We start from the raw sequence: 25,723 nt of genomic DNA, 5'->3' as shown, positions 1-25,723 counted from the left end.
TCTCAGCGGCGCGCGGCGAGGGCATCACCCACCCTAACAAGAGCGAGCGAATTAATGACTCAGGACACTAGTGCGTCGGGGTCCCGCCCGCGGGGCTCGGTCGCACGGCGGTGAAAAACGCTGCCACAAAGGCGATCACACCGATCAGGGCGGCCACCGTGAAGGCCGCGTGGACGCCGTCCCAATCCGGTGCTCCGCCGGATCGGGACGCCTTGGTCATGACGGTGACGAACAGTGCGGTCCCGGCCGCACCGGCCACCTGTTGCAGCGTGGTGAGGATGGCGCTGCCGTGCGAGTAGAGCCGGTCGGGCAGCACCGCGAGGGCGTCGGTCATCAACGGGGTGAACATCATCGACAACCCGACCATCATGATCGTCTGCAGCACAACGAGTTCGGCCACCGGTGAGGACGGCGAGAGCATCGTGAATCCCCACAGTGACGCGCACAGCATCGCCGAACCGGGAACGACGAGCACCCGCGCCCCGTGCCGGTCGTAGGCGCGGCCGACCATCGGCCCGGCCATCCCCATCAGCAATCCGCCCGGCAGAGTGGCCAGCCCGGCGACCAACGCACTCTGGCGCAGCACATCCTGCACGTAGAGCGGCACCATGATGATCGCCCCGAACAGTCCCATGAAGCCCAGGATCACCAGGCCCAGCGACACCGAGAACCGCCGGTAGGTGAACGGCCGCAGATCCAGGAACGCGCGGTCGCCGCGCTGTAGTTGCACTTGGCGCGCACCGAACAGCACCATGGCCACCGCACCGACCGTCAGCGGCACCCATGCGGGCAGGCCCTGGCGGCCGTGGGCGGATTCACCCCACAGCGAGAGCCCGAACACCAGGCCGGCGAAGGCAAGCGCCGACAGCGGCACTGACATGGGATCGATCGGAGTCGGGCTCTGCCTGTCGTCGTCGACCCGCAACCACACCAGCCCGGCGGTGAGCGCCGCGAGCGCGATCGGCAGCACGGTCCAGAACATCCACCGCCAATCCAATGAGCCCAGGATGAATCCGGACAGCGTGGGCCCGACTGCCGGGGCGACGGCGATGACGATCGAGATCGTGCCCATCGTCTGTCCGCGCCGATCGGCCGGAATCAACTTCATGACCGTCGTCATCAACAACGGCATCATCACGGCCGTCCCGCAGGCCTGCACGATGCGTCCGGCCAGCAGCACCGCGAAACCCGGCGCCAGCGCGGCCACCAGCGTGCCGGTGCAGAACACCGACATCGACACCACATAGATCGTGCGCACCGGGTAGCGCTGCAGCAGCGAACCCGACATCGGGATCACCACGGCCATGGTCAGCAGAAAACCACTGGTCAGCCACTGCGCCGTGCTCGCGGCGATGTCCAGGTCGACGATCAGCGCAGGCAGCGCGACGCTCATGATCGTCTCGTTGAGGATCATCACGAACGCCGAGCCGACCAGCAGCCCGATCACGACGCCGGCGCTCGACCGGGCTCGCTGTTGCGTGGCCATCTCCCCCGTGCTCGGGCCCCTCGTCATTCCCCCTCCTCAACTCCCCCGAGCTTTCGGCAACGGACCCCCACAGTAGGTGGGCCACCCAACCTCGGCGAAACCTGTTTTCTGCCGACGCTCCATCTGGCAAGATGCTGGACAGTCTGCTGACAAGACAGTGTGTCTAGTGAAATCGACGAGCGAGGAGCGCTACGGGATGCCAGAAACGGCCACCGGCCTGGGACCTCAACCGGCGGAGTACGACGCCGAATGGGTGCGCGCGAAGTACGCACTCGAACGCGACAAGCGCCTGCGCCCCGAGGCCGTGGATCAGTTCATCGAGGTCACCGCCGATTTCTCGCACTACGCCGACGACCCGTGGACCGAACGGGTCGAACGCGACCCGGTGCACGACCACGTCCAGGTGGCCATCATCGGTGCCGGCCTGGGCAGCATCCTGGCCGCCGCGCGACTGCGGGAAGCAGGCATCGCCGACGTCCGGATGATCGACACCGCCGGCGACTTCGGCGGCACCTGGTACTGGAATCGCTACCCGGGCGTGCAGTGCGATGTCGAGTCCTACATCTATCTGCCGCTGCTCGAAGAACTCAACTACATCCCGACCGAGCGCTACGCCCACGGCCCGGAGATCCGTGAGCACCTGCAGAACTGCGCCAAGCACTATGGGCTCTACGAGAACGCGCTACTGCAGACCACCGTCACCGGCATGGACTGGGATGAGCACGCCAAAAACTGGCGGATCAGCACCGACCGCGGCGACCACTTCACCGCGACGATGGTCGCGGTGTCGCCGGGTTCCCTGACCCGGCCGAAGCTGCCGGGCATTCCCGGCATCAACGAGTTCACCCGCCACACTTTCCACACCAGCCGTTGGGATTTCGGCTATACCGGAGGCGACGAGTCCGGTGGGCTGACCAAACTCGCCGACAAGCGGGTCGGCGTAATCGGCACCGGATCCACTGGGCTGCAGTGCATTCCGCACCTGGGCGAGCAGGCCCGGCAGCTGTACATCTTCCAGCGCACCCCGAGCACCGTGTCGGTGCGCGGCAACCGGCCCACCGACCCGGACTGGGCGGCGGGTCTGCAGCCCGGCTGGCAGCGCGAGCGGATGGAGAACTTCACCCGCGTCACCTGCGGCGTGGAAATGGACGTCGATCTGACCGACGACGGCTGGACCCAGAAGGCGCTGGCGCTGTCGGAGCCCGCGGTGGCCCGGGAGACCGCCCGGCTGGGCCGGGAAATGACCGAGGCCGAGATCGCCGAGTTCCTGTTCCGCGCCGACTGGGAGGCGATGGAACTGCTGCGCGCCCGCATCGACGAAACCGTGCGCGATCCCAAAACCGCGGAGTCGCTGAAGCCCTGGTACCGGCTCAACTGCAAGCGTCCCGGCTACCACGACCAATATCTCGACACCTTCAACCGGCCCAACGTGACACTGGTCGACACCGAAGGTCGTGGCGTCGAGCGGTTCACCGCGACCGCCGTCGTGGTCCACGGGGTCGAATATGAGCTGGACGCACTGGTTTTCGCGACTGGTTTCGAGGTGGGCACCGAGTTCACCCGGCGCCTCCGGTTCGAGATCGTCGGCCGCGACAACGTGCGCCTGAGCGACAAGTGGGCCAAGGGAATGCGGACCCTGCACGGGCTGCAGACCCATGGCTTCCCCAACTGTTTCTTCTTGGGCTACACCCAGTCGGGCGTCTCCCCCAACTACACCCACACCGCCGAAGAACGGGCCCACCACTTCGCCTACCTGGTCAGCACTTTCGTGCAGCGCGGCGCAACCACCATCGAAGCCACCGCCGACGCCGAGGACGAGTGGCTGGCAGCGATGAACGCATCATCGGAGAAACCCAAGGCGTTCTACGCCGAGTGCACGCCGAGCTATCTCAGCTCCGAAGGCGACAAGGACAATCCACACGGCATGCTCTCGACCAACTTCGGCGGCAAACCCGTGGAGTTCTTCGACATGCTGGCCCAGTGGCGCTCGACCGGCCAGTTGGAGGGTGTGACCCTGACGTGACCGAGACGACGCACGCCACCGAAACCGAAGGCGCGGCACCCAAACTCACGATGCGTGACCGCCACCGGATCATGACGCGTGAGTCCATCATGGCCGCTGCCCTGGAGGCCTTCGGGGAACGTGGCTATGTCGCGGTCACCATCGACGACATCGTGCGCCGCGCCGGGATCGGCCGGGCCACCTTCTACCTGCATTTCGACAGCAAGGCCGCGGTGCTGCGCGAGCTGCGCAACACCCGGATGACGGTGTGGTCGCAACAGGACGCGCCGCGCGGCGGCACGTCCGGACGCCCGTCCATCCGGGCCTTTTTCGAGAAGGTCGTCGACTTCTACACCTCCGCACCCCAGCTGTACATGGCGCTGCACCAGGCCCGCGCCGCCGACCCGGATTTCGCCGCGGCCCACCGCGCCACCATGGAGGCCAACGTCGAGGAGTGGATCCGCAACGACGCCATGCCCGGTGCCACCGAGGCCCAGATCCGGCTGGCCATCGCGATGATGTACACCATGGTCGATTCCTTCATGCACCTGTGGCTGGTCGACGGCTGGCCGGTGGAGCGGGAGGCCGCGATCGAGGCAATGACCGACGCCCTGCACGCCACCATGCGCTGACCCCCCACTACAGGAGGCCCCACCTTCGATGACTTCAACACAGCGTTATCTCCACCTGAACCTGGTCGCCAACGACATCAACCTGCACCAAGGTGCCTACGGGTACGAGCAGGCCCACGGGATCGCCGAACGCAGCACGTTCGAGCGCCTCCTCGAATACGGCCGTTTCGGCGACGAGGGCCTGTTCACCGCGCTGTTCGTCGGTGACATCCCCGGGATGCAGGGGTCACCCGCCTTCGACGGCGGGCCGGCCGAACCCATCACGGCGCTGACCGCGATCGCCCAGCACACCAAGCATGTTGGGCTCATCGCCACCGCATCGACGACCTTCTACGACCCGTACAACCTGGCCCGGCTGCTGGCCTCGCTGGACCAGGCCTCCGACGGGCGCGCCGGGTACAACGCCGTCACCTCGGTGATCGACGACTTCGCGCTGAACTACAGTCTGGCAAAGCATTTGGACCGCGAAGAGCGGTATCAGCGTGCCGACGAGTTCCTCGATGTGCTCCGGTCCCTGTGGGACAACCGGGAGTTGCGCCGCGATCCTGACGGCCGCACCCGGTTCTACGCCGAACCGATCAACCACCGCGGCACGCTGTTTCAGGTCTCCGGCCCGTTGAACGTGGCGCCCAGCCGGCAGGGGCGGCCGCTCATCGCCCAGGCCGGCGGATCGGGCGCGGGCATCAAGGTGGCCGCCAAGCACGCCGAGATGGTGTTCACCAACTCCTCGACCCGCGAGAGCGCCGCCGTCTACCGCGAAACCCTCGACAAAGCACTCGTCGAGCAGGGGCGCACCCCGGGATCGGTGCCACCGATCCCCGGCCTCATCCCCTACGTCGGTAAGACCACAAAAGACGCCGAAGAGCGGCTGCGCGAACTGGACAGCTACGTCAACTGGGAACCGATCGCGCCATTTGCCCTCGGGCAGTTCGGGATCGAGGTCCCACTCGAAGACATCAACGCTCCGTTCCCGGTGGCGGCGCTGCCGGTCCCCGCCGATGTCGAGAAGACGATCAAGAGCACCTTCGGCAATTATGTGGGGCTGTACAACTGGATCCAGGAACGCCCGGGGGTGACCGTGCGTGACGTCGTCGCCCAGGCGGTCGGCCGCGGCGGAGCCACCCACCGCAAGTTCGTCGGCTCCTACGACGACCTCGTCGAGGACTTCGCCGCCTGGCATGAAGACGGCAATGTCGGCGGGTTCAACCTGATGTTCTCGGCGGGCGCAGAGTCCATCCAGGAGTTCATCGACGAGGTCGTCCCCCGGTTGATCGATCGCGGTATCTACCGCAGCACTCCGGCGGATCAGCCACTGCGCGAGCGGTTCTGACGCTAAAGTCCGTCCCGATGACGACGAGCGAAGAGCACACGACCCAGCGCCGCGGCGTCATGCAATCGCTGACCGGGCTGAGTGTTCGGTACGTCGAACGCCTGATGCCCGACCCCTATCTGTTCGCGGTGATCCTCACTCTGATCGTGGCCGCGCTGGTTGCCGTGCTGGTCGACGGCGCCACCCCCGACGGCATGCTCACCGCCTGGTACGGCGGGGTGTGGGGGTCGCAGAACATCTTCACGTTCGCCTTCCAGATGGTCCTGGTGCTGGTGACCGGCTACACCCTGGCCGAGGCACCGATCCTCAAACGGGCCATCATTCGCGTCGCCGCGACGCCGAAGAACCAGGTTCAGGGCGCCCTGCTGTGTTTCGTCGTGAGCGCGGTGCTGTCCCTGCTGAACTGGGGGCTCGGACTGGTCGCCGGTGCGTTGGTGGCCAGACAGGTCGCCAAGCGCTTCACCGATGCGCATTTCGGCTACCTCATCGCGGCGGCGTTCATGGGTTTCATCGTCTGGACCCAGGGACTCTCGTCGTCGATCGCGCTGGCGAACACCGACGAGGGCAGTCCGATCAACGTGATCCACAAGATCACCGGGATCACCGTGCCGCTGGAGCAGACCATCTTCCAGCCCTACAGCTGGCTGTCGGTGATCGTTGTGCTGGCGCTGCTCGCGCTCACCATCTGGCGCATGGAGCCGCAGCAGAGCTTGGCCCCCGATCCCGCGGTGTTCGAGGACGAAGGGCAGCCGGACTCGGACACGCAGCCGGCGGAAACCAAGAAGACCTTCGCCGAATGGCTGGAAAACCTCTGGATCCTCAACGTTCTGGTGTTCGCCGCGGGCCTGGCCTATTTCATCCTCAGCGGTTTCGAGCTGAACATCTCCTCAATGATCATGCTGTTCACCATCACCAGCGCGCTGCTGCACCGGACACCGATCCGGTTCATCCGGGCCTTCACCGGAGCCGCCAAGGTGTCGGGCCCACTGCTGTTGCAGTACCCGCTCTACGGCGGCCTGGTCGGCTTGCTGGGTTATCACGCCGTCGAAGGTGCCAAGCCGCTGCAGACGCTGCTGGCCGAGGCGCTCGTCAGCGGGGCCACGGAGTACACGCTGCCGTTCCTAACGTTCATCGGCTCGTTGATCATCAGCCTGTTCGTGCCGTCGGGCGGCGGGCACTGGGCGGTGCAGGGGCCCATTGCCGTCGACTCGGCGCTGGCGGTCGGCCAGGGCTCGCCGGCCTACCTCGGCTTGATGTCCATGGCCGTCGCCGTCGGCGAGGGTGTCGCCAACATGATCCAGCCGTTCTGGCTACTGCCGCTGCTGGCGATAGCAAAGCTCAATGTCCGTCAGGTGATGGGCTTTACGATCATCGCGTTCCTGATCGGCGTGCTGGTGTTGGGGGCCACCACCCTGATTGCGCCCTACGTCATTTGACCGCGAACACCCCTGCACCGGGCTAAGGTCGAAAGATGAATCAGGCTACCGGGATACGCAGACTGGTGTCGGCGGCATTCGTCGCCTCGATGATATGTGCGGCCACCGCGTGCAATTCGGGTGGTTCAGGTAGTTCGGAAGGCGCCGGCAGTCCCGCCCCGACCACCACGACCAGCAGCACCTCGGCGACCGCCGCGGCCGAGCCGTTCACGGGTTTCATCGATTCCGTCGACGGCACCAGTGGAACCGTCACGTACAAAGCCGAACTTCCCCAGCTGAAAGGCGGGGACGCGGCGGTGCGCGACGCGTTCAACGCCGCGATGCGCGCGGGGCTCGACGAGTACCTCAAGCCCCGAGAGGACAACGTCCCGGTCACCGTCGCGCCCGGCATCGTGGACAAGGACGACCGCAGCGAGGTCAGCCACATCGGCACCGGCGCGGTGGCCGGCGTGCTGCTGCTCAACATCTTCGTCGACCATGCCGCACACCCGTTCAACGCGGTCTCGACGACGGTGCTCGACGCGCACACCGGCGAGCCGATCCCGATCACCGAGCTGTTCACCGACCAGACCTCCGGGCTGACCGCACTGGTCGACGGCATCAAGGCCGAAATCGCCGACGACGAGAAGCTGGCCAACCAGCAGGCCCCCGAACCGGTGGCCGATCAACTCGCCAACTGGCTGCCCGACGACGACGGACTGGTCGTCTATATCCCGGTCGCCCATGTGCTCGGCGACTACTACCCGGTGACCGTGGACTGGGAGAAGCTCACCGGTGTGCTCGCGCCGGGGATGCGGGAGCGGTTGACGACGTAGGCGGTCGAATAGAGGTCGACGGCGCTACCAAGACGCGCTGTTGAACAGCACCACTGACTGTCGGTACCCGCTGCCAGTATCGGGCACATGGGTTACGGACTCTCGGATTCTGCACCGGGTAACAACTGCCCGCACCGGGACGCTGAATCCGAATTCACCCATGGACAACCCATTCATATAACTTACGAGTTATACTGATGGGAACCGTTTGGCCCGTGCTTCTGCTCGAGGAGGTCGAACTGTGGTTCTTCACTCTCGACGAAGACTCGATGGCCGCCGTAGCAGCGGCCATCGATCTGTTGGAATTGGAAGGCCCAACGCTCGGCAGACCAATGGTGGACAAGGTCAAGGGTTCAAAGTTCCACAACATGAAAGAGCTTCGCCCAGCCGGCACCAGCATCCGAATCCTGTTCATCTTCGATCCCGCGCGGCAGGCCATCCTGCTGATCGGCGGAGACAAATCGGGCACTTGGAAGAGTTGGTACGACACGAACATTCCGATCGCGGAGCAGCGCTACGCGGGTTGGCTGGCAACGGGAGGTAGTTGACATGGCACGCGATTGGCGCGAGATTCGCGCGGAGGCGATCGAACGGGGCCGACTCGATCCCGCGCGCATCGATGCCGCGCGGAAGTTGATGCACGAAGCCGTTCAGGCTCAGCAGCTGGCCGACATTCGGAAGGCACACGGCCACGCCCGGCAATCCGATGTCGCTGCACTCATGGGTGTGTCGCAGGCGCGCGTGTCGAAGCTGGAAAGCGGGGACCTGTCGCGGACCGAACTGGGCACATTGCAGTCGTACGTGGCGGCGCTGGGCGGCAACTTACGGATTGTGGCGGAGTTCGATGACAGCAGCGTCGAGTTGACGGGCTAATCCACCAAGCTGCCGGGATCGAACCGGTTGTCGGTGAAGCCGATGATCGGTAGCTCCCTGTCGATCTGTTCGGTGTATCACCCAAGAGCTTTCCGCAATTGCGGATACGTTGAGAAATAACACAATTCACCGGGCACCTCGACGGGCCAGAGCGTTGAGATTGAGAATGGCCCCCAGGCTTTCGCCTGAGAGCCATTCTCGCTAGTAGCGGGGACAGGATTCGAACCTGCGACCTCTGGGTTATGAGCCCAGCGAGCTACCGAGCTGCTCCACCCCGCGTTGGTGAATACCAGGTTACCGGGACGGTCGTCGCAGTTCCAAATCGTATGGTCAAAGGCCATTTCGGCCCGAAATCGCCCGAAAATCAGCCTACGAAACGCACCACCGGGCCGCACCGGAACACCCCGGCCGGGTCATGCCTCTCGGCCAGCGCGGCCAGCCAGTGCAAGGTGTCCTCGTCGTAGACGCGTGCTGCCCGGCCGGCGTCGTCCGACGGCGCGAAGTTGGCGATCTGGCCGCCGGTGGACCACTGCGACAGCGCCACGACGAGCGCGCCGGCCTGCGGCACCACTACGTCGGCGACCGGCGGCACCAGGACCCCGATGGTGGTCACGGCGAAGGCCGCGTCGCGGTGGCAGAACGCGCTGCGGTGCCGCCCTTCCCGCGCATAGGCACCACCGAGCATCCGGACTTCCACGATCGTCTGCACCGAACCGGAATCCGGCCCGGCGGCGGCGAGCAGGACATCGACGGTGTCCGACGTCAATTCCCGCAACAGGGTGTGGTGTTCGTACAGCGGCATCGGGTCGACCGGATCGGCATGCACCGCACCGATTGCCGCGTAGGGCAGCACCGCGACGGTGTCGAGGACCGGCGTCGCGACGGCCCGCATCGGCTCCAGCAGCCGCTGCGCTGCGGCGAAGTCATCGACGGCGGCGTAGCGCACCGCCACGGTGAACTTCCCGCCCAGCGGCTCAGGGATGCCGGGTAGCGATGGAAGCTGTTGCAAGGCGATGGAAGTCGACACCGACTCGGGTAACACGGCGCACCATTGCGCCCACTCGCGCAGTACCGCCGCCGCGTCGGCACCATCGAAAAATACTGCCCCACCATAGAACTCGGAGATCGGCAGCAACTCGATGTCGACGGAGGCGACGATTCCCAGCGTCGACTTGCCGCCGCGCAACCCCCAGAACAGCTCCGCGTTCTGCTCGGGCGTCACCCGCAGTACCTCTCCGGTGCCGGTGACCAATTCGAAGGACCGCACGTAGTCAGACGACAAGCCGACACTACGCACCAGCGGCCCGATGCCCCCGCCGGTGAGGAGCCCCACCACGCCGACTCCCGGTGCGGAGCCACAGATCCCGGCCAGGCCGTGCGGGGAGGCCGCGTCGAGCACGTGCTGCCACGTCGCCCCGGCGGCCACCCGCGCGGTGCGCGCCACCGGGTCGACGGTGACGCTCGTCATGCCGGCGGTCACCACCAGGAGGGTGTCAGGCGCCACGCCCATCGCGCCGTGCCCGGTGGCTTGCACACTCACCCGATATCCCCGGGCTGCGGCGAACCGCACGGTGTTGGCGATGTCGTAGACCGAGGTCGCCAACACCACCGCGGCCGGCGCCACCGTGGCCGCCACGTTCCACGGGGTGGCCCGCTCGTAGCCGGCTTCTCCGGGCAGCGCGACGGGGGCGGCGACGTGGGCCCGCAACCCGGTCAGCGCATCGTCCAGGCCGCCGTGGGCAACATCGGTCAGGGTCATCGGAATCCTCTCGGCGCGCGGTACGAATGTCGCGCACAGCATCGGCGCACCCCCTTGGGGTTCACTTGGCGCCGAGCTCAAGAAACCGCCAAGCCCCAGGTCAGGTCAGCAGCGACACGCGGACCACCAGACCGGCCATGCCCAACTCCTGTGCCTCGGCGAGCAGTTGCCGTGCGGCCTCGCGCCGGCTCGGTCCGTCCTCGGTGAGCCGGCACCGCAACAGCGCACACCACAATTGGGTGGGCTTGGCCTCGGTGCGCCGGGCGATGTCCTCGGCCCGGCCCAGGTCGATCAGCGCGCGCTCGCGGTCCCCCCGTAGCGCGTGCAACCGTGCCGTCGCCAACGCCACCGGTCCCGCGTGCCCGACCTGTCCGATCATCGCTATGCGGTCGGCGAACGGTTCCAGCGCAGCCAACAGGTCGCCCGCGTAGTCGTCCAACCCGTAGTCGGCGGCCAGGTGCGCCATCCAGGCGGCCTGCCCCAACCCGGTCCACACCTGCCCCCGGTCGGTGTCGAGGCGCCAATAATCCAGCTGGGCCACCGCCTCGGCCCGCGAACCGTCGACAGCGGTGAGCAGCGCGGTGTGTACCAGGGCCGCCATCCCCTGACCACCGGAGTCATCGTGCGGGAGGGCGGCACTCAGCCCGGCAGGCACCGGGCCGCCGGTCTCCCGCAACAGCGTCACCTCGGCCAGCAATCCACTTCCGGCACCGTAGAGTTCGGTTTGTTCGTGAACATGGGCGGCGATCGCGTGGTGGCGACCGGCCTCGGCGAAGTCTCCGCGCCAGATCGCCAACACCGCTTGCATCCACCGTAATTGGGCACGCAGCACCGGCAGCTGGAGCTCCTCGCTGCCGGCCATCCCGGCGCGCAAGTGCCGCTCGGTGCGCTCGATGTCGCCAAGGTTCATCGCCGCCATCGTCGCGACCGAATGGGCGATCACCACGTCTTCCCGGGACCTGCTGTGCCGCAAAGCATTCAACCGGTCGATCCAGCCGAAGGTCGCCTCGCTGAACTCGGCCACCCCGGAATAGGTGATCAGCCGGCCCATCAACGTGTCGGCGATGACATCGGGATCGCCCGTGCGTCGCGCCAATTCCTCGGCCCGGTCGAGAAACCCCGCGGCCACCGCCGGATCCGGGTGATAGCAGCATCCGACGGCCAGCGCGGCCAGCACCCGCGCCCCCGGTCCCGGATGGGCACTTGCCATCGACGCGGCCCGCTCCAGCAGGGCCAGCAGCGAGCCCGGGTCCTCCCCCGGCGCCAACCACGGCCATCCCCCGCTGGCCCGCAACAGTGCACTGGCCACCCGACCGGCGGTATCCGCCCGCTCACTGCGCAAGGCATCGGCCAGATTCCGCTCAACCGCGTCGAGCACCAACCGTCCACGGCCGGCGCGGGCATGCGCGTCGAGCATCGCCACCGTCAAGTCGTCGCGCTCCACATCGCTGCGCACGGCACTCGGCAACCGGTCATACGCATCGAGGGCCGCCTGCCACCACCGGGCCGCGATATCCGAACTCCACCGCTGCGTCGCCTGCTCGGCGGCCAACCGGCAGGCCGACACCACCTGCTGTGGATCCGCCAGCGGCTGGGCGGCCACCAGATGCTGGGCCCGCCGAGTCACCGCATCTGCAGACACACTGTCGGTCAACGCATCCGCCACCTGAAGGTGCAGACGCCGGCGGCGCAGCGCCGGCAGCCCGGCCACCAGATGCTCACGCAACAGCGCGTGCGCGAAGGTATAGCCGTCACCGGCATGCGCGCTCACCACGATCCGCTCGTCGGCAGCCGCGTCCAGATGATCGGCCAGGGTGTCGAAGTCCAGCCCGGCCACCCGGCCCAGCACCAGCACCGCGTCGGCGTCGATCACGTCACCGACCACCGCCGCCACCCGCATCAGCCCGAGCACCTCGGGTGCCAGGCCGGCCAGCCGACGATCCAGTACGGCTTTCACCGCGACCGGGATCTCGTGCCGCTCCGCGCGCGGCAGGCGAGCGTATTCGGACACGAAGAACGGGTTGCCGCCGGTGCGTTCGGCCAACACCACCGCCTCGGCGTCGTCGACTGCATCTGGGGCGATCTGATTGGCCAGCACCGCAACATCTTCGGACGACAGCGCAGGCAGGATCAGCTGCCGGTTGCCCTCCCCGCGGGCCACCGTCGCCAGCAGGCGGGCAACCTCGTCGCCGTGCTCCCCGTCACGGACGGTGAGCACGATGGCCACCGGGTGCCCCCACAGCGCCCCGGCGATGTAGGCCAAGCAGGCCGCCGAAGTCGAATCCGCCCACTGCACATCGTCGATCACCACCATCAGCGGCCGCCGTACCGACTCCAACAGTGTCTGCACCCGCTCGTACACCCGAAACCGCGCGGTGTCCGGATCGGCGTGCGCCGGCACCACCAGCACCTCGTCGGCATCGCCGCCCAAACCCCGCACCAGTTGTCGCATCGGCCACCACGGTGGTGTGGTGCGCTCGTCGGGGCACGTCACCCAGACCGCATCGTCGCCGAACCGGGCATCGATCTCCTCGGCCAGACGCGTCTTGCCGATACCCGGCGGACCGGACAGCACCAGCCATCGCGTCTCACCGACCCGTACCTCATCGAGAAGGTCTGCTGCGGTGGACAATTCACGACCACGTCCGATCAGGGCGGCGCGGCCCACGTCAGGTGCCGGCGCCTGGGCCGGTGGGGCGGCCGGCGTGTGCACCTCATCGGCACCGGTCCACTCGGGCGAACGGGGCCACGCCGCCAACTCCGGCGCCTGGCGCAGGATCGCAGTCTGCAGTTCACGTAATTCGGTGCTCGGCGCCAAGCCGAGTTCTGCATCGAGCCGACGGGCGTGACCGGCGTAGGTATCCAGCGCCTCGGAGACCCGGCCCGCTCGATACTGCGCGAGCATGAGCAGCCAGGTGCCCCGGTCGGAGAACGGTTCAGCCGAACACAATTCGGCCGCCGCTGACAATGCCAGTGGGACCTGCCCCAACGCCAGCAGCGCGGTGATCCGATGATCGAGGCACTGGTTGTGCAGCTCGCGGAGCCGGGCCGCATCCTGGGTGATCCAATCCTGCTCGGCCAGGTCGCTGAGCAGGTCTCCCCGCCACAGCGTCAGCGCCTCATCGGCGGCCGACAACGCCTCGGCCCAGCGCTGCTGGCCCACGGCGGCCCCGGCATCGGCACACCGCGCGGCGAACACCGCGACATCCACCGCATCGTCGGGTACCTCGAGGTAGTAGCCCGGTGGCAGACGCACAATCGGTGACGCCACCGGCGAGCCGTCCCGCAGAACCCGGCGCAGATTCGAGATGTAGGCCTGCAGGCTCGCCGTGGCGCTGGCCGGCGGATCGTCACCCCACACCGCATCGATCAGCCGGTCGACAGATACCACTCGGCCCTGCGCCAGCAGCAGCATCGCCAGCACCGTGCGCTGCTTGGGTGCACCGATATCCACCGGTGCACCGGCATGCAGCACCTGCAGCGGCCCAAGCAAGCGATAGCGCACCGACGCAGCTTAATTGTCGGCACCGCACCCGGCGAGTATCAGCTACTTGGCGGTCCCGTCGCGCCAATCCGCTCCGCTACTTGGCGGTCCCGTCGCGCCAATCCGCTCCGCTACTTGGCGGTACCTCCGCGCCAATCCGCTCCGCTACTTGGCGGTCCCATCGCGCCAATCCGCTCCGCTACTTGGCGGAGTCGTACTTGTTCATCGCATCGTTCAACTTCTGCAACGCGTCACCGTACTTGCCGAAGTCACCACTGCGCTGAGCGTCACGCGCCGCCGACATCGCCGACTCGATCTCCTTGAGCGCGGCGGACTTGGCCGGGGACAGCTGCACTGGCGCACCCGGGGGCACCGCTGCGACCGCCGGAGGCGGAGTACCTTGCGGTGCCTGACCGTCGGCGTTGGCAGGCGGCTGCGCGGCGGCCGCCGCGTCGGGGGTCTGCTGCGGCTTGCCCTCGGTGGGCGCCACGTCGGTCGCGGTGGCGCCGGCACCCGGCCCGAACAACTCGGTCAGGGCATCGCTGACGGTCGGCGCGTAACCGACCTTGTCGCCGTAGAGCATCGCCACTCGAATCAGACGCGGATACGACGAGGCCGCGTCGCTGCTGCCCGGCGAGGCGTACACCGGTGCCACGTACAGCAAGCCGCCGTTGGCCATCGGGAGCGTCAGCAGGTTGCCCCACCGGATCCGGTTCTGGTTGTCGCGCCCGATCACACCGAGATCCTGCGACACCGCGGTATCGGTGCTGATCGCGTTGAACGCCAGTTTGGGCCCGTTCACCTGGCCCGGAATGGTCAACACGGTGATCTTGCCATAGCTCGACGGATCGGAACTCGCACTGATGTAAGCGGCCAGGAAGTCACGCCGGATCCAGTTCATCGCGCTGGTCAGCTGGAACGAGGACTGCCCGTTGTTGTTGGCCAGATCCCGGGCCACGATGTAGTACGGCGGCTGGAAGCTGCTCGCCGTCGGGTTGGGATCCAGTGGGACATCCCAGAAGTCGGCGTTGGTGAAGAACTTCACCGGATCGTCCACGTGATACTTGGCCAGCAGTGCGCGCTGCACCTTGAAGAGGTCCTCCGGGTAACGCAGGTGCGCCTGCAACTCCGGGGAGATGTCCGACTTGGGTTTGACCGTCCCCGGGAAGACACTCATCCAGGCCTTGAGCACCGGATCCTGTTCGTCCTGGGCGTACAGCGTGACCGTGCCGTCATAGGCGTCCACGGTGGCCTTGACCGAGTTGCGGATGTAGGACACCTGCTTGTCCGGGGCCAACCGGTTGACCGCCACCTCATTGGAATCGGCCGTCGCACTCGACAACGTCGTCAGCTCCGAGTACGGGTACTTCTCCAGCGTGGTGTAACCGTCGACGATCCACACCATGCGCTTGTTGACGATCGCCGGGTACACACTGGTGTCGGTGGTCAGCCACGGCGCCACCGACTCCACCCGCTTCGCCGGGTCCCGGTTGAACAGGATCTTGCTGTCCTCGCCGATCACGTTGGACAGCAAGAAGTTCCGCTCGGCGAACTTCGCCGCGAACACGGAGCGCGCCAACCAGTTGCCCACCGGCACACCGCCACTACCCGAATAGGTGTAGTTCTTGGTCTCGGTGTTGGTTTCGTAGTCGTACTCACGATCGGTGTCGCCGATCTTGCCGACGATGGCGTAATCGGCGGACGTATCGGCGATCACCGGACCGAAGTAGACCCGGGGCTGATCCAGCGGCGCCGGACCGGGCGACACCACACCACCGTTGGCCCCGACCACGCTGGCCAGGAACTCCGGGTAACCACCGTTCTGGTTCGGATCGTTGGCGATGCCGCGCACGGTGTTGGCCGGCGAAGCGACGAACCCGTTGCCGTGGGTGTACACGGTGTGCCGGTTGATCCAGTCCCGCTGGTTGTCGATCAACCGGTCCGGGTTGAGTTCGCGTGCGGCGACGACGAAGTCGCGCAGGGAGCCGTCGGGCCCGGGATAGCGGTCGATGGACAGCTGCTCCGGGAAGTAGTAAAAGTTCTTGCCCTGCTGGAACTGGGTGAAGGCCGGGCTGACGATCGTCGGGTCCAGCAGCCGGATGTTGGACGTGGTCGCCCGGTCCGAGGCGACCTGGGCAGCGGTGGTCTCACCGGTGCTCTCGTAGCTGCGGTAGGTCACCGTGTCGTCGGTGAGGCCGTAGGCCTGCCGAGTCGCGGCGATACTGCGGCTGATGTACTCGGCTTCCTTCTGCGCGGCGTTCGGCTTGACGCTGAACTGCTCAACGACCAGCGGCCAGCCCGCGCCCACCACCAGCGAGCTCAGCAGCAGCAACACCACACCGATGGCCGGAATCCGCAAGTCACGCAGAACAATCGCGGAGAACACCGCCACCGCGCAGATCAGGGCAATGGCCAACAGGATCAACTTGGCCGGCAGCACCGCGTTGATGTCGGTGTAGCCGGCGCCGGTGAAGGGCTTGGCCGCGCGGGTATTGCTGAGCAACTCGTAGCGGTCCAGCCAGTACGCGAACGCCTTGAGCAGGATCAGGGTGCCGACCAGGCTGATCAACTGGATCCGCGCGGCGCGGCTCAGCGCCCCGCTGCGGCCGGTGAGCCGGATGCCGCCGAACACATAGTGGCCCAACAGATTCGCCACGAACGCCAGGAACGTCGCGACGAACAGGTAGGTCAGGACCAACCGGTAGAACGGCAGGTCGAACGCATAGAAACCCAGGTCGCGGCCGAACTCCGGGTCAGTGACCCCGAAGTCACCGCCGTGCAGGAACAACTGCACCCGCACCCAATAGCTCTGGGCGATGACGCCCGCCAGCAACCCGATGAAGACGGGCACCCCGATGCCGAACAGCCGTAACCGGGCCAGCACGGTCGTGCGGTACCGAGCCACCGGATCGTTGGGCCCGGCCGCGGGAACGAACACCGGGCGGCTGCGATACGCCAGGGCCAGGCCGGCGAACACCACCGCCCCGATGAACAGCCCCACCACCAGAAACACGATCACGCGCGTGGCCAGCACAGTGGTGAAAACCGAGCGGTACCCGAGCTCACCGAACCACAGCCAGTCGACATAGCCATCGACCAGCCGCGGTCCGATCAACAGCGCCAGCACCACCACCAACGCCAGCGCAATCAACACCCGGCTACGTCGTGTCAGCTTCGGCATCCTCGCCGCAGGCCGCATCCCCACTCGTGAACTCCCGTTTCAGGCTCGGTGGACTCGTGGCATGCCCGAGGGGGCCGCCCGAATTGCCTACAACTCTAGCCATCTACACCGGCCATGCGCGGCTCAGCAGCGAGGAGGTTCGCCACCGGCAGAAATGGTGTGCAACGCCTCGACCGCCTGGGTCAGCGTCTCCACCTTCACCAGCTCCATCCCGTCCGGGCCGGCAGAGCGCGCCTCGGTGCAGTTGTCGGCCGGCACCAGGAACACCGTGGCCCCGGCATCCTGGGCGGCGAGCATCTTGTGCGTGATACCGCCGATGGACCCGACCTTGCCCTCGCCGGTGATGGTTCCGGTGCCGGCCACGAACTTGCCGTCGTTGAGGTCGCCGGTGGTGAGTTTGTCGACGACGGCGAGGCTGAACATCAGCCCGGCCGACGGGCCGCCGATATTGGCCAGGTGAAAGTCGATGTCGAACGGTGCCCATGGGGCGTCGAGCACCCCGATGCCCAGGAAGCCGTACTCCCGATCCGGATTGTCGCCGAGCGTGATCCTGGCCACCCCCGGCGGGGCGTTCTTGCGGCGAAAGTCGATCACGAGTTCGTCGCCGGCCTTGGTGTTCTTCAGCAGCGCCTGGAACTCGTCGAGGTTGGCCACCGGTGTGCCGTTCACCCCGTCGATCGCGTCGCCCTCACGCAGCTTGCCCGCCGAAGGGCCCGGATCGGTCACGCTCTGCACCGTCACCGCCATCGGGTACTTCAGGAACGACAGTGCCGCGTACTCGGCGCTGTCCTCGGACTTCTTGAAGTCGGTGTTGTTCGCCTTGTCGATCTCGTCGCGGGACTTGTCCGGCGGATACACCAGATCGCGCGGAACCAGCTGCTCACGGCCCGACATCCACAACGCCAGCGCCTGTCCCAGCGTGAGACCGTCACGCTGGGACACCGTGGTCATGTTGAGGTGACCCGAGGTGGGATGGACCGGGTCGCCGGCCCCGCCCGCGGTCTTGATGTCGACGACCTGTTTGCCGTCGACCTCACCGAGGGTGTTGAACGTCGGACCCGGACCCAGCGAGACGAAGGGCACCGTGACCACCGAGAGCAGCACGCCGAAGGCCACGATCGGCACCAACGCCACCAGCAGCGTCAAAATCCGCCTGTTCACGCCGCCCACAGTAGAGGCTGCTCCTTCGTGTTCACCCACAGCGTGACCCACAGCCGCACCCGGGCACACCCCGATGAGTACCGTTGTGGGTATGGCTGACCTGCCTTTCGGCTTCTCCGCCGGGAACGATCCCGACCGAGACAAAGACAAGAAGGACCCCGATTCGGGGTCCGGCCCCGGCAATCCCGGGCCGGGTCCGGGTTCAGACCCGTTCGGTTTCGGCATGGGCGGGGGAAACTTCGACATGGGCGACCTCGGGCAGATCTTCACCAAGCTCGGCGAGATGTTCAGCGGCGCGGGCAACGTGATGGGCGGTGGCAAGCAAACCGGCCCGGTGAACTACGACCTGGCCCGGCAACTGGCGTCGAACTCGATCGGGTTCGTCGCGCCGGTACCCGAGAAGACCACCGGCGCGGTGGTCGACGCGGTCCGGTTGGCCGAGACCTGGCTCGACGGCGTCACCCCGCTGCCCGCGGGCACCACCAAATCCGTCGCGTGGACGCCCAGTGACTGGCTGGACAACACCCTGGACACCTGGAAACGGCTGTGCGATCCGGTGGCCGAACAGATCTCCTCGGTGTGGGCGTCAGCGCTGCCCGAAGAGGCGCAGAGCATGGCCGGTCCGCTGTTGGCGATGATGTCGCAGATGGGTGGCATGGCCTTCGGCTCCCAGCTCGGTCAGGCGCTGGGTAAGCTGTCCCGCGAGGTGCTGACCTCCACCGATGTCGGTCTGCCACTGGGTCCCAAGGGTGTGGCAGCCCTCATGCCCGAAGCCATCGAAGCCGCGGCCGAAGGCCTGGAACGGCCACGCAGCGAGATCCTGACCTTCCTGGCCGCCCGTGAGGCCGCCCATCACCGGCTGTTCAGCCACGTACCGTGGCTGTCCAGCCAGCTGCTCGGCGCGGTCGAGGCCTTCGCCAAGGGGATGAAGGTCGACATGTCGGGCATCGAAGACTTCGCCCGAGGATTCAACCCGACCTCCCTCGGCGACCCCTCGGAGATGGAACAACTGCTCAACCAGGGCATCTTCGAACCGAAGGCCACCCCCGAACAGGAAGCCGCCCTGGAGCGGCTGGAAACACTGCTGGCGCTCATCGAAGGCTGGGTGCAGACCGTGGTCAGCGCGGCGCTGGGCGACCGCATCCCCGGCACCTCGGCCCTGGCCGAGATGCTGCGTCGGCGCCGCGCCACCGGCGGGCCCGCCGAGCAGACGTTCGCCACCCTCGTCGGCCTTGAGCTGCGGCCCCGCAAGATGCGGGAAGCGGCGACCCTGTGGGAGCGGCTGACCGAGGCGGTCGGCACCGATGTCCGCGACAGCGTGTGGCAACACCCCGACCTGCTGCCCAGCGCGGCCGACCTCGATGAGCCGGCCGGCTTCATCGACCGGATGATCGGCGGCGACACGAGCGGCCTCGACAGCGCCTTCGAGCAGGCGTTCGCCGATCTGGAGAAGGAAACCGATCTGGGCAAGAAACCGGACGACGGTCCGGACCAGAGCGGCGAGACCGGCGAATCCTGACCGCCCGCACGGCCTGTGGATAACTGAAACGGCGTCGACCGTCGGCGTGGCAGAGTCATTCCATGACGCGCTATGTGCTCGCCGCGGGCCGGCCGATCCTGCGGCGGCCCGACGATGCGGTGCAATTGGGCTGGGATCCGCGCCGCGCAGTGTTGATCCGTCCCCCGGCCGGCATGTCCCAGACCCACCTGGTCGAGTTGCTGCGGGCGCTGCAACTCGGCGCCACCCGGGATGAATTGGTCACGGCCACAGCACCGTTGACCGGTCTCGCGACCTCAGCTGTCGATCAGCTGATCGGCGCGCTGACCGACGCCGGGGTGTTGAGCACCGATCCGCCACGGCCGGCTCGGGTCGCATCCATCCGCGTCCATGGCCGCGGACCATTGTCGGAGCTGCTCACCAGCGGGCTGCGCTGCTCAGGCGCCAAGGTGCGCAACACCACGCATCCCCGCGTCCGGACCATGGCGGCACCCACCGACCTGGTGGTACTGGCCGACTATCAGATAACCGACCCGCAGCTGGTCCAGGATCTGCATCACCGCGGCATCGCCCACCTGTCGGTGCGTGTGCGGGACGGCGCCGGGTTGGTGGGGCCGCTCGTGATTCCGGGCGTGACCAGCTGTTTGCACTGTCATGATCTCCATCGCACCGACCGCGACGCAGCGTGGCCCGCGGTGGCCACCCAACTTCGGGGTGCTGTCGGCAGCGCCACCCGCGCCACGATCCTGGCCACCGCGGCCTTGGCGATGCAGCAGGTCGATCTGGTGATCCGGGCCGTCCGGCAGGCCGACGGCCCGCAGCCGACACCCGAGGCGCCGGCGACGCTGAACACCACCCTGGAACTCGACGCCGACGGCTACTCGATCGTCGCCCGACGGTGGTCACGTCACCCCGACTGCCCATGTTGAAAACGAATGTTGCCAACTGGTTGTAGGCAGTTCAGCCAAGTCATGGATGATGGTCTGGTGTCTGACATCAAACGGGGAAGCGTCGCCCGGAATGCAAAGCTGGCCGGCCTGGCCGGCGGCATGGCGGGCAGGGCCGCGTTGGGCTTCGGCAAGCGCCTGACCGGCAAGTCCAAGGACGAAGTCACGGCCGAATTGATGGACAAGGCCGCCCAGCAATTGTTCACCGTGTTGGGCGAGCTCAAGGGCGGGGCCATGAAGGTGGGCCAGGCCCTGTCGGTGATGGAGGCGGCCATCCCCGAGCAGTACGGCAAGCCCTACCGCGAGGCGCTGACCAAACTGCAGAAGGACGCCCCGCCGCTGCCGGCGGCCAAGGTGCACCGCGTGCTCGATGCGCAGTTGGGCACCAAGTGGCGCGAAAGGTTCAGTTCGTTCGACGACACCCCCATCGCCTCGGCCAGCATCGGCCAGGTGCACAAGGCGGTGTGGTCGGACGGCCGCGAGGTGGCCGTCAAGATCCAGTACCCCGGAGCCGACGAGGCCCTGCGCGCCGACCTGAAGACGATCCAACGTCTGGTCGGGGTGTTCAAGCAGCTGGCCCCCGGCGCCGACATCCAAGGTGTCGTCGACGAACTCATCGAACGCACCGAGATGGAGCTGGACTATCGCCTGGAGGCCGACAACCAGCGCGCGTTCGCCAAGGCCTACCGCGACGATCCGCACTTCTGCGTGCCCGCCGTGATCGCCAGCGCACCGAAGGTCGTCATCGCCGAATGGATGGACGGCATCCCGATGTCGGTGATCATCCGGGAAGGCACGACCGAACAACGAGACCTGATGGGCACCCGGCTGACCGAGCTGACCTTCGGGGCGCCGGTGCGGCTGGAGATGATGCACGGCGACGCGCATCCGGGAAACTTCATGCTGCTACCCGACGGCCGGATGGGCGTCATCGACTTCGGTGCGGTGGCCCCGCTACCGGGCGGGTTCCCACGCTCGCTGGGCGAGTGCATCCGGCTGGCCCGCGACAACAACTACGACGAGCTGCTGCCCACCATGGAGGAAGCCGGTTTCATCCAGAAGGGCGAACAGGTTTCGGTCGAGGAAGTCGACGACATGTTGCGCCAGTACGTCGAACCCATCGAGGTCGACGTCTTCCACTACAACCGTCGCTGGCTGCGGCGGATGGCCGCCGGGCAGATGGACAACTCGGTGGCCCAGATCAAAATGGCCCGCCAACTCGATCTACCCGCCAATCTGGCCATTCCGCTGCGGGTGATCGCCTCGACCATCGCCATCTGCTGCCAGCTGGATGCCCATGTGCCAGTGAAAGCGATTGCCACACAACTGGTTCCAGGGTTCTCCGAAGAAGCTGCCTGAGCCCGGGCCTGGGCCTGGGCTCAGGCTTCGGCTCCGGCTGTCCGCCGGGTTTCCGCCCGAGCGTCACGCTGGAGTGGCACCCGGGTTCGAGCGCCACTCCAGCGTGACAATTGGGGGCGGACAAGGTCACGCCGCGGCGGTCGTGCCCGCGACGTTCTTACGCGGACGCCCGCGTGGCCGCTTGCGCGCCACGATGCTGCCGCGATCGAGGATCTCCCCGCCCCAAACACCCCACGGCTCTTGCCGTTCCAGGGCCGCGGCCAGGCACTCGTTGCGGATCGGGCATTCCGCACACAGGGCCTTGGCCTGCTCCAGATCGACTGGGCTCTCGGCGAACCACAGATCGGGATTCCCGATGTGGCATGGCACCGCCGGTAGCCGCTGTTCGCATGTCACCGGCGCGACGCTCATCTCTGGAGCGGTCATCGCAATGGACATGTGCTTGTCCCCCTGCTTCCTGGTCGTAGTTTGTCTGCGATCTGTCTCTTCGAGGGATCTGTGACCAGGCGGGTGTCGGAACAACTCCCAAAAAAATTGGCCACGGATCCGGTTGGCTGCGGTCCGTGGCCATTTGGCTGGTGAGGGAGCTCTGTCTAAACGAGGCTCCGTTCCACGGACGTGCCGGCAGCGGCGGCGTGACGGCGCTTGTGCTGCGGTGCAGCAGCGGCAGCGGCAGCGGCCGGCCACGCGGCGGCGGGGGCGGCGGAGAGTACGGACGACGGCATGCCGACAACCGCTACACCGCTGAATTCGATGTTGTTATCCATTGCGGGCACCCTCCTTCCGTCTCGTCACCAGAGCTGTGTTACGAGGCTAAAGCCTAACAGCCAAATCGCACAACCTATTTTCTACCTGCGGTTTTGGCATGATCTTTACGAATTCTGGCGGCTACGGACCAGCTCGAGTACATCGGGACCGTATTGTTCGAGCTTGCGCGCGCCGATGCCGGGGATGGCCACCAGGGCTGCCTCGTCGGCGGGCAGCGACTCGGCGATCGCGATCAGGGTGTTGTCGGTGAACACCACATACGCCGGTACTTTCATCTCCTTGGAGACGCGCAGCCGCCAGTCCTTGAGCTCGGCGAGCAGCTCCTCGTCCAGGTTCGACGGGCAGGTTTCACAGCGCCGCAACATGATTGCCGACGGCGTCGACAAGGCGGCATTACACACCCGGCACCGCGGCGCCGGCCCACGCTGACGGCGGGGCCGGTCCGGCGCGGCACCGCCCTGCTGCAGCTGCGGCGCGATGCCGTTGAGGAACCGCGACGGCCGTCGGCCCTGGCGCCCACCGGGAGTGCGGGCCAATGCCCAGCTCAGCCCCAGATGTACCCGGGCCCGGGTGACCCCGACATACAGCAGGCGGCGTTCCTCTTCCACCGGCTCGCTGTCGGCCCCGTGGGACAGCGCGTGCGAGATCGGCAGCGTGCCATCGGCCAGGCCGACCAGGAACACCGCATCCCACTCCAGCCCCTTGGCGGCGTGCAGGGAGGCCAGCGTCACACCCTGCACCACCGGCGGGTGCCGCGCGTCGGCCCGCTGCCGCAATTCGGCGACCAGTGCCCGCAGGTCCAGCTCCGGACGCACCGCCACCTCCTCGTCGACCAACTCGGCCAGCGCCGTCAACGCCTCCCAGCGATCGCGTGCGCGGGTACCGGCGGGGGGCTCGGCCGTCAACCCCAACGGCTCCAGCAGCTCACGGACCAGGACAGCCACATCCGCGCCCGTCACGTCGCGTTCGGCGTTGCGCTGCAATGCCACCAACGCCTGACGGATCTCCTGACGGCTGAAAAAGCCCTCGCCGCCACGCACCTGGAAGGCGATCCCGGCCTCGGTGAGCGCCTCCTCGTACACCTCGGACTGCGCATTGATCCGGTACAGCACCGCGATTTCGGCCGGCTCGGTCCCGTTGTCGATCAGTTTCTTGATCGACCGGGCGGCGGCGTTGGCCTCGGCCACCTCGTCGGGATACTCCGAAAACGTCGGCTCCGGCCCGGGATCGCGCTGGCCCACCAGATGCAGCTTGCTGCCGGCCATCCGGCCGCGGGCGGCGGCGATCACCCGGTTGGCCAACGACACCACCTGCGGCGTCGAGCGGTAGTCACGTTCCAGCCGCACCACCGCGGCATCGGGAAAGCGCCGCGAGAAGTCCAGCAGGAAACGCGGGGTGGCCCCGGTGAACGAGTAGATGGTCTGGTTGGCATCGCCGACCACGGTGAGATCGTCACGCTCCCCCAGCCAGGCATCGAGCACCCGCTGCTGCAGCGGTGTGACGTCCTGATACTCGTCGACGACGAAGCAGCGGTAACGATCGCGGAATTCCTGGGCCACCGCGGCGTCGTTCTCGATGGCCGCAGCGGTGTGCAACAGCAGGTCGTCAAAGTCCAGCAGCGTCGAACCGTCCCGCCGGGCCTTGAGCGCCTCATAACCCGCGTAGACTGCCGCCACCTTGTCCGCATCGAACGGGATGTCCCGCCCGGCCTTGGCCACCGCGGCACCGTAGGCCTCCGGGGTGATCAAAGATGCCTTGGCCCATTCGATTTCGCCGGCCAGATCGCGGACGTCGTCGGTGCTGGTAGACATCCGGGCCCGGTTGGCAGCCTGGGCGACGACCGCGAATTTGCTGTCGAGCAGCTCCCACCCGGTGTCGCCGACCAGGCGCGGCCAGAAATACTGCAGCTGCCGGCGCGCGGCGGCGTGAAACGTCACGGCCTGCACCGCGGCGGTGTTCACCCCCGACTCCTGCCCCAGCACCCGCAGCCGGGCCCGCATCTCGCCGGCGGCCCGCGCGGTGAACGTCACCGCGAGCACCTGGCTGGGCGCGACGTGGCCGGCCGCCACCAGATGCGCGATGCGACGGGTGATGGTGCGGGTCTTGCCGGTGCCGGCACCGGCCAGCACGCACACCGGGCCGCGGGCGGCCAGCACTGCCTCCCGCTGCTCATCGTCCAGATCGCCCAGAGCGGGCGAGGGAGCCTCCAACGGCATGCGGTCCATGATGTCAGGAACCGCTGACACGTCTGGGCCCGGCGTGGGCCGGACCTATCGCTGCCGGTCCAGCCACTGCTCGAACGTGGTGGGCGCGATGCGCGCAGGCTCACCGGGTAACAGCGCGTTGCCGGCCATCGTCAGACCGAACACCGACGACCACGTCGGTATCAATCTGACCGCATGCCCGCGCACCGCCAGGGTCCGCCGAGCCATGTCCACCAGATCCTGCGTCTGCGGACCGGCCACATCGACGTATCGGCCCTGCGGATCACCCACGGCGATCTCGGCCAGCACCGCGGCCACATCGCCGGGATCGATCGGCTGCACCAGCAGTGGTGCGATCTCAGCCGTCACACCGTCGGGCCCGTCCTGCTCGGTCCACCCCACCACCATCTCGGCGAAGTCGTGGAACTGCGTGGCCGGAACGATCGTCCACGGCACCGGCCCCGCTTCGATCAGGCTCTCCTGCGCACGTTTTCCGGCGTAATGGGCATTGCCTTCGATGTGCTGGATCCCCACGATCGAGAGCAACACGTGATGGGCGACCCCGGCACGCTGCTCGGCGGCCAGCAGATTCGCGGTCGCGGTGCCCAGATAGGCCACCGTGCCGTCGCGGTCACCGGGCGGGGCGTTGGTGACATCGACGACGGCCTGCACTCCGGCCAGTGCCGCGTCGAGACCGTGGCCGGTCGCCAGGTCCACCCCGTGCGCCCGGCTGATCGAGACCACCTCATGCCCGGCGCCGCGGAGGGCAGCGACCACGCGCACCGATG

General features: G+C 67.2%; 19 protein-coding genes and 1 tRNA gene. 10 read left to right on the top strand and 10 right to left on the bottom strand.

Translation table 11 applies throughout. From position 1 onward, the window contains the following. Nucleotides 1–67: 67 nt before the first annotated feature. Nucleotides 68–1,513 carry an MDR family MFS transporter gene (locus FR943_RS09665; RefSeq protein ID WP_217156317.1) on the bottom strand — a complete coding sequence of 482 codons (1,446 nt, stop codon included), beginning with the start codon at nucleotides 1,511–1,513 and terminating at the stop codon, nucleotides 68–70. 139 nt (nucleotides 1,514–1,652) lie between these two features. Here FR943_RS09665 and FR943_RS09660 point away from each other — a divergent pair, with 139 nt between their 5' ends. The 7 genes from FR943_RS09660 (at nucleotide 1,653) to FR943_RS09630 (ending at nucleotide 8,574) form a co-directional block, all read left to right on the top strand. After that, on the top strand, nucleotides 1,653–3,509 hold the full coding sequence (locus FR943_RS09660) for a flavin-containing monooxygenase (RefSeq protein WP_308170518.1): 1,857 nt from the start codon (nucleotides 1,653–1,655) through the stop codon (nucleotides 3,507–3,509). After that, nucleotides 3,506–4,120 (top strand): TetR/AcrR family transcriptional regulator, encoded by a 615-nt coding sequence (locus FR943_RS09655; RefSeq protein ID WP_217156315.1) that lies wholly within the window; start codon nucleotides 3,506–3,508, stop codon nucleotides 4,118–4,120. The genes FR943_RS09660 and FR943_RS09655 overlap by 4 nt, the downstream gene beginning before the upstream one ends. 28 nt (nucleotides 4,121–4,148) lie before the next feature. Beyond that, nucleotides 4,149–5,450, top strand: a complete 1,302-nt coding sequence (locus FR943_RS09650) for an NtaA/DmoA family FMN-dependent monooxygenase (RefSeq protein WP_217156313.1) — start codon at nucleotides 4,149–4,151, stop codon at nucleotides 5,448–5,450. A 17-nt stretch (nucleotides 5,451–5,467) separates the two neighbouring features. Next, entirely contained in the window at nucleotides 5,468–6,886 is a 1,419-nt protein-coding gene (locus FR943_RS09645) for a TIGR00366 family protein (RefSeq protein WP_217156311.1), read from the top strand. Nucleotides 6,887–6,921: 35 nt separating this feature from the next. Continuing rightward, entirely contained in the window at nucleotides 6,922–7,701 is a 780-nt protein-coding gene (locus FR943_RS09640) for a hypothetical protein (RefSeq protein ID WP_217156309.1), read from the top strand. A 197-nt stretch (nucleotides 7,702–7,898) separates the two neighbouring features. Continuing rightward, nucleotides 7,899–8,249 (top strand): type II toxin-antitoxin system RelE/ParE family toxin, encoded by a 351-nt coding sequence (locus tag FR943_RS09635; RefSeq protein ID WP_217156307.1) that lies wholly within the window; start codon nucleotides 7,899–7,901, stop codon nucleotides 8,247–8,249. 1 nt (nucleotide 8,250) lies between these two features. Beyond that, nucleotides 8,251–8,574 carry a type II toxin-antitoxin system RelB family anti-toxin gene (locus FR943_RS09630; protein ID WP_217156305.1) on the top strand — a complete coding sequence of 108 codons (324 nt, stop codon included), beginning with the start codon at nucleotides 8,251–8,253 and terminating at the stop codon, nucleotides 8,572–8,574. Between the two features lie 205 nt (nucleotides 8,575–8,779). Here the strand turns inward: FR943_RS09630 and FR943_RS09625 are convergent. From FR943_RS09625 to FR943_RS09605, 5 genes are all read right to left on the bottom strand, one after another. Beyond that, nucleotides 8,780–8,853, bottom strand: a tRNA-Met gene (locus FR943_RS09625). 85 nt (nucleotides 8,854–8,938) lie between these two features. Continuing rightward, entirely contained in the window at nucleotides 8,939–10,333 is a 1,395-nt protein-coding gene (locus FR943_RS09620) for an FAD-binding oxidoreductase (RefSeq protein WP_217156303.1), read from the bottom strand. A 100-nt stretch (nucleotides 10,334–10,433) separates the two neighbouring features. Beyond that, the gene (locus FR943_RS09615) at nucleotides 10,434–13,838 is read right to left on the bottom strand and encodes an ATP-binding protein (protein WP_308170517.1); all 3,405 of its coding nucleotides are present in this window, start codon (nucleotides 13,836–13,838) and stop codon (nucleotides 10,434–10,436) included. A 178-nt stretch (nucleotides 13,839–14,016) separates the two neighbouring features. Then, entirely contained in the window at nucleotides 14,017–17,022 is a 3,006-nt protein-coding gene (locus tag FR943_RS09610) for a UPF0182 family protein (RefSeq protein WP_217156301.1), read from the bottom strand. A 99-nt stretch (nucleotides 17,023–17,121) separates the two neighbouring features. Beyond that, nucleotides 17,122–18,159: a YlbL family protein gene (locus FR943_RS09605; RefSeq protein ID WP_217156299.1), complete on the bottom strand. Its 1,038-nt coding sequence runs from the start codon at nucleotides 18,157–18,159 to the stop codon at nucleotides 17,122–17,124. A gap of 91 nt (nucleotides 18,160–18,250) precedes the next feature. On the opposite strand from FR943_RS09605, the gene FR943_RS09600 reads away from it, so the two are divergent. From FR943_RS09600 to FR943_RS09590, 3 genes are all read left to right on the top strand, one after another. Next, a complete protein-coding gene (locus tag FR943_RS09600; protein ID WP_217156297.1) occupies nucleotides 18,251–19,678 on the top strand; it encodes a zinc-dependent metalloprotease in 1,428 nt (475 codons plus the stop codon). Nucleotides 19,679–19,740: 62 nt separating this feature from the next. Beyond that, entirely contained in the window at nucleotides 19,741–20,586 is an 846-nt protein-coding gene (locus FR943_RS09595) for a cyclodehydratase (RefSeq protein ID WP_217156295.1), read from the top strand. A 42-nt stretch (nucleotides 20,587–20,628) separates the two neighbouring features. Beyond that, nucleotides 20,629–21,963, top strand: coding sequence for a macrolide-binding ATPase MABP-1 (locus tag FR943_RS09590; RefSeq protein WP_217156293.1), 1,335 nt, complete (start codon nucleotides 20,629–20,631; stop codon nucleotides 21,961–21,963). A gap of 126 nt (nucleotides 21,964–22,089) precedes the next feature. Here FR943_RS09590 and FR943_RS09585 read toward each other — a convergent pair whose 3' ends face one another. From FR943_RS09585 to FR943_RS09570, 4 genes are all read right to left on the bottom strand, one after another. Beyond that, complete coding sequence (locus FR943_RS09585; RefSeq protein WP_217156292.1) at nucleotides 22,090–22,401, bottom strand: WhiB family transcriptional regulator; 312 nt, start codon at nucleotides 22,399–22,401, stop codon at nucleotides 22,090–22,092. A 155-nt stretch (nucleotides 22,402–22,556) separates the two neighbouring features. Further along, nucleotides 22,557–22,730: a hypothetical protein gene (locus FR943_RS09580; RefSeq protein ID WP_217156290.1), complete on the bottom strand. Its 174-nt coding sequence runs from the start codon at nucleotides 22,728–22,730 to the stop codon at nucleotides 22,557–22,559. 105 nt (nucleotides 22,731–22,835) lie between these two features. Then, nucleotides 22,836–24,956 carry an ATP-dependent DNA helicase UvrD2 gene (locus FR943_RS09575; protein WP_218045516.1) on the bottom strand — a complete coding sequence of 707 codons (2,121 nt, stop codon included), beginning with the start codon at nucleotides 24,954–24,956 and terminating at the stop codon, nucleotides 22,836–22,838. A gap of 45 nt (nucleotides 24,957–25,001) precedes the next feature. Next, entirely contained in the window at nucleotides 25,002–25,712 is a 711-nt protein-coding gene (locus FR943_RS09570; protein WP_308170516.1) for an SDR family oxidoreductase, read from the bottom strand. Nucleotides 25,713–25,723 lie beyond the last annotated feature (11 nt).

The organism is [Mycobacterium] fortunisiensis (assembly GCF_019050325.1).
Taxonomy (GTDB): Bacteria; Actinomycetota; Actinomycetes; order Mycobacteriales; family Mycobacteriaceae; genus Mycobacterium; species Mycobacterium fortunisiensis.
This window is presented reverse-complemented; position numbering and strand designations above follow the sequence as displayed.